General features: G+C 57.3%; 5 protein-coding genes and 1 pseudogene. All 6 read left to right on the top strand.

Features of this window, described 5'->3' with window-relative positions; genetic code table 11:
* On the top strand, positions 1 to 204 hold a 204-nt coding region (locus ACOSYY_RS03900), incomplete at its 5' end, for a hypothetical protein (protein ID WP_421660959.1).
* 139 nt (positions 205 to 343) lie between these two features.
* Complete coding sequence (locus ACOSYY_RS03895; protein ID WP_421660958.1) at positions 344 to 721, top strand: hypothetical protein; 378 nt, start codon at positions 344 to 346, stop codon at positions 719 to 721.
* On the top strand, positions 718 to 2,559 hold the full coding sequence (locus tag ACOSYY_RS03890; protein WP_421660957.1) for a glutamate mutase L: 1,842 nt from the start codon (positions 718 to 720) through the stop codon (positions 2,557 to 2,559). Before ACOSYY_RS03895 ends, ACOSYY_RS03890 begins: the two co-directional genes overlap by 4 nt.
* A gap of 71 nt (positions 2,560 to 2,630) precedes the next feature.
* A complete protein-coding gene (locus ACOSYY_RS03885) occupies positions 2,631 to 3,755 on the top strand; it encodes a hypothetical protein (RefSeq protein ID WP_421660956.1) in 1,125 nt (374 codons plus the stop codon).
* 38 nt (positions 3,756 to 3,793) lie between these two features.
* A complete protein-coding gene (locus ACOSYY_RS03880) occupies positions 3,794 to 5,044 on the top strand; it encodes a DUF6754 domain-containing protein (RefSeq protein ID WP_421660955.1) in 1,251 nt (416 codons plus the stop codon).
* Positions 5,041 to 5,334, top strand: a pseudogene (locus ACOSYY_RS03875) (hypothetical protein); the annotation flags it as partial. The gene ACOSYY_RS03880 and the pseudogene ACOSYY_RS03875, both read left to right, overlap by 4 nt.

The following is a 5,334-nucleotide window of genomic DNA, read 5'->3' as shown; positions in this document are numbered from 1 at the left end:
AGCGTGACTTCAGGACGGCCGCTGACGGGATTGGTCGCGCAACCGTATTGTGCAACCGGCATCGCCGACAGCATCAGCGCGAAAACGAGCGAGAATGGGAAGCCGACAGGGCGACGGTTGGCAAGGGATGGTCTATACGATTTCTTCATGAATGCCTCGCAGGTTGCTCAGGGTATATCACATTCGACGAGAAAGGCGAAATGACAGTCGCGCGGACCGAAATTGGAGATGTTAAAGGCGATGCGCGAGTTCCAGCTTTCAGGTTCCACCATTGAATTGGATCTCCTTCAACCCCTTCATATAATGCGACCCGTTCGCAGTTTTCTTTATCCGACCTTCCCTTATGCGATCACCCTTCAAAGGAAATGCGGCGGAAAGACTGGCTCGATTGCGAGCGGGACTTCGCCATGCGTTTGCCGTTCAGCCTGAGACTCACCCCCTCGCGGTTGAAGACATGCGGTTGCTGGAGCGGATTGCCGAGGTGGTCGTCAAGCGAGGGATGGCGGCTCCGGCGACGATGTTTTTGGAATCCATTGGACCAATGAACTTTCTCGGAAGTCAGGCATTGCACTTCATCACACCGATCATCGATTGCGCCTTCAACGTCAAAGAAGTCGAGCAAGTCGCGCGATTGCTCGAACTGCGAGACACGGTGTCCCGTCTTATTGCCGTCATTGAAGCCAAGTCTGCCCCTGCTCCAAACGGAGCAACGGCTCGATGACGTCTTCGATATCTACTCCCCCCCCAATCGATCGCCCGCTCAACGTGATCGTCGCCACCGATTGCGGCAGTACCACGACCAAAGCCATTCTCATCGAAAAAGTCGGGGACGAGTATAGACAGACCTATCGCGGCGAAGCGCCGACCACGGTCGAGGCTCCGTTTGAGGATGTAACGCGCGGCGTGCTCAATGCCATCGTTGAAATCGAAGAGCTTTCGGGCCGGAAGATTTTGGACGGTGACACGATCATCACACCCTGCCGAGACGACAAGACCGGTGTCGATATATACATCTCCACCAGCAGCGCCGGCGGCGGGTTGCAGATGATGGTGACGGGGGTCGTGCAGAACATGACGGGCGAAAGCGCGCAGCGGGCGGCGCTGGGCGCCGGCGCCATCGTGATCGATGTATTGGCGGCCAATGACGGCCGTTTGCCGCACGAAAAGATCGAACGCATCCGTTCCATGAGACCGGACATGATTCTGATGTCCGGTGGGACGGACGGAGGGGCGGTCACCCATGTGGTGGAGATGGCCGAATATGTGGCGGCGGCGGAACCGCGACCACGGTTCGGCCTGACCTACAAGTTGCCGCTGATCTACGCGGGCAACAAGGAAGCCCGACCGCAAGTCAAAAAGATCCTGGATGACAAATCGGCGCTGGTCGTGACGGAGAATATACGGCCGGTCCTGGAGCGAGAGAATCTCGCTCCGGCGCGAAACAAAATTCATGACCTGTTTCTAGAGCACGTCATGCAACAGGCGCCAGGTTACAAGAAACTCATCGACATGGCCGGAGCTCCCATTATGCCGACTCCCGCGGCGGTCGGTCTGATCATGGAGACGATCGCGAAACGGGAACATTTGAATTTGATCGGTGTGGATATCGGAGGAGCGACGACCGACGTATTCTCCGTTTTCGACGGGCGGTTCAACCGGACGGTCAGCGCCAATCTCGGCATGTCGTACAGCGTGTCCAACGTGCTGGCTGAAGCGGGACTGGCCAATATCATGCGTTGGGTGCCGTTCACGATCGACGAGCAGACGATGCGCAATCGCATCAAGAACAAGATGATCCGTCCCACGACCATTCCTCAGACGCTCGATGAACTGCAAATCGAGCAGGCGATCGCGCGGGAAGCCCTGCGGCTGGCGTTGATCCATCACAAGTCGCTGGCCACAGGGTTGAAGGGCGTGCAGCAGGAGCGGACGATTTCGGATGTTTTCGAGCAGCAAGCCTCGGGCAAGACCTTGATCGACATGTTGAAGCTGAATTTGATCGTCGGAAGCGGCGGCATCCTTTCCCATGCTCCGCGCCGAATCCAATCGATGTTGATGATGGTCGATGCCTATGAGCCGATGGGCTGCACACGATTGTCGGTCGATAGCATCTTCATGATGCCGCATCTCGGGGTATTGTCCACGATCAATGAAAAGGCGGCGACGGATGTGTTCGTCCGGGATTGCATGATCTATCTCGGGACCTGCGTGGCTCCGATTGGACAGGGGAAGGACGGTGAGGTGTGGGCCGACTATGAGATCACCTGGCCAGACGGAAAGACCACAAAGGAGCAACTGAAGTTCGGTGAGCTGAGGCTGTTTCCATTGGCGTCAGGCACACAGGCAACGATCAAGGTTCAGCCCGCCAGACAGGTCGACATGGGCGCGGGTGCAGGCAAGACTGTCACCAAGGAAGTTCATGGCGGAGTCGTTGGACTGTTGCTCGATGGCCGTGGACGACCGCTTCGACTTCCCGCCGAGCAGCACGCTCGCGTCGCGGCTCTGACGAAATGGTTTGACGTCGTAGATCTCTATCCAGTGCCGGGTGCCGAGCGATGAGTGCCGAGATGGAGGCTCGAAAATGTTCATGACTCAGAACCTAGCACTCAGCACTCAGAACGAGTACTAAAATGGCGCACAGTTACACTCCAGGCCTCACGGTGACGGACGGCACGGTTATTCAACGCCGGCGCATGCTGCCACTGCCGGGGAAGGTCTTGGTCAATGTCGGTGATGTGGTCCGTTCCGACCAGGTCGTCGCGCAGGCGGAGCTGCCGGGAAAAGTCTTTCCACTCAACCTGGCCAATCAGCTCAGCGTGGCGCCCGGTGAAATCCCGGAGTATATGATCAAGAAGCAAGGCGATGCCGTTGAAAAGGACGAGATCCTCGCCGAGAATAAACCGCTGATCAAATGGTTCAAGACGGAGATCCGTTCGCCGGTTGCCGGAGTGATTGAATCGGTATCCCCCGTGACCGGGCAAGTCCTCTTGCGCCAACCTCCGCGAGTGTTGCAGCTGCTTGCCTATGTGGACGGAGTCATCAGCGACACGATTCCGCAGCAAGGAGCCGTGGTCAAGACGACGTGTAGTTTCGTTCAGGGGATTTTCGGCATCGGCGGAGAGACATCCGGCGAAATCGCGATGGCCGTGACGGCACCGGACGAACCGCTTACTCCGGCTCATTTCAAATCGAGCATGAAGGGGAAAGTCGTCGTAGGCGGATCATTCCTCTCCTCCGACGCCATGAGCCGGGCCAAGTCGGTGGGGGTCGCCGGTTTGGTCGTCGGCGGGATTCATGATGAAGACTTGCGGGTTTTATTGGGGTATGACCTCGGCGTTGCCATCACAGGGACAGAGCAGGTGGGGTTTACGCTGATCCTGACCGAGGGTTTCGGGACGATTCCGATGGCGACCAAGACGTTCGGGTTGCTCTCTGCTCATGCCGGCCGGAAAGCTTCGATTTCCGGCGCCACCCAGATCAGGGCCGGAGTCATTCGCCCGGAAATTATCATTCCGCATGAAGAGAGCCGTGTCGGGATGACTGCTCAGACACCACGTGAAGGAATCCGTCTGGGCGACCCGGTTCGCATCATCCGTGATCCATTATTCGGGCGCATCGGTGAAGTGTCGGCGCTTCCGTCCGAACTCACCAGGATTTCGACAGAGAGCGAAGTGCGGGTATTGGAAGTGAAGTTTTCCGATGGGAAACGAGTCGTGATTCCACGGACCAATATCGAGGTGATCGAAGGGGCGTAAGCCGTGTGCGGCATGAAGGGGTTAGGGTGAGGAGAACGTTGAAGCGACAATGTGCCGGCGCCGTCTGGGTCTCGTTGGTGATTTGTTATACGGTGTCGCCGTCCCATACGTTGGCTCAAGCCCCACTCAGCGCTCCTCAAGAAGTCCAAATCTTTGATACACCGAATGATGGGGGAGGAAGTCTTACCGCTCAATGGGCTCCTGCGCCATGGGATGGTCCGGATGTCCGTTATCAGGTCTTGGTCGGAGCGGCTACCGCTACCGATCCGGCGACTTTCGCGATCGTCGCGGAGTTTCCGGCGAATACCAAATATGTCAAAGACACGAAGACAGCATGGTGGACAAGAACGGCCGACAAGGCCTGGCACCAGGCAATCATCAAGAGCGCACAGGGTATCGAAGTGACGGACGGGACGGCCTATGCCGTCGCATTGGCTGCGATTCAAGGCGACCAAAGAGTTTTCAGCCAGGTCTTGGTGGCTTCTCCGGCAGCGAACTGGTTTAACTGGAATCAGCTCAATAACCTCGTCATCGCTCTTGCCTTCGGAGGGCTGATCTTCTACGCCATTCATCACGCCAAGAGAACCAATGTCTTTCTCCGTCGCATACCGGGTCTCGATGCGGTCGATGAAGCAATCGGTCGCGCAACGGAACTGGGCAAACCCGTTCTCTATCTCACCGGTGCGCATGGTTTGCAAGATCCATCGACGATCGCTGCCGCCGTCATCCTAGGGGGAGTTGCAAAGCGGGCCGCTCAATATGAAACCGAACTGCTGGTGCCTCATCGGGAGCCGATTACGATGGCCATCTGCCAGGAAATTACCAAACAGGCCTATCTGGAAGCGGGAAAATCCGATCTCTTCAAAGAAGAGACGAACTTTTTCATTACCGAAGACCAGTTCAGCTACACGGCGGCGGTCGACGGCATCATGCTGCGAAAGAAACCGGCCGCGAACTTCTTCATGGGACATTACTTTGCCGAGTCCCTGCTGCTCACCGAAACCGGCGCAAGTACCGGTGCCATACAAATCGCCGGAACAGATGCGGACCACCAACTCCCGTTTTTCGTGACGACCTGCGACTACACCTTGATCGGGGAAGAGCTCTACGCCGCGAGCGCGTACCTATCCAGGGAACCGGTCCAGATCGGAACACTTCGGGGCCAGGACATTGGGAAGGCCGTCATCTTGAGCGTGCTGGCCGTCGGAACGGTGGTGGCGACGGTCGGAGTCGTCACCGGCGCGCAATGGCCGCAAATCTTTCTCGATCTCTTCAGGGACCTCAAATGATCTTTCTGCGACGCCAACTTCCTCTTTTGATCACTCTCGTCACGGGTCTCCTGTTCGCGGCCCAATACTATGTGCCGCATCCGGCCTCGGAACAGATGCTCACCTCGGCGACGAAATGGCTGCAGATCATCGGGGGATTCGCATTGATCCTGGGGGTGACCAGCCTGTTTCATCAACATGCGGTCAAGATCAAACGGCAAGAAGCGGGATGGGGCTATAGCCTTGTCCTGTATGCCGGCATGCTCGGAACGATTGCCGTCGGATTGTGGGCCGAGGGAAAAGAAGCGGTC

The organism is Nitrospira sp. BLG_2 (assembly GCF_049222245.1).
Note: the sequence above shows the minus strand (reverse complement) of the source record. Positions and strands in the feature narration are given on the sequence as shown.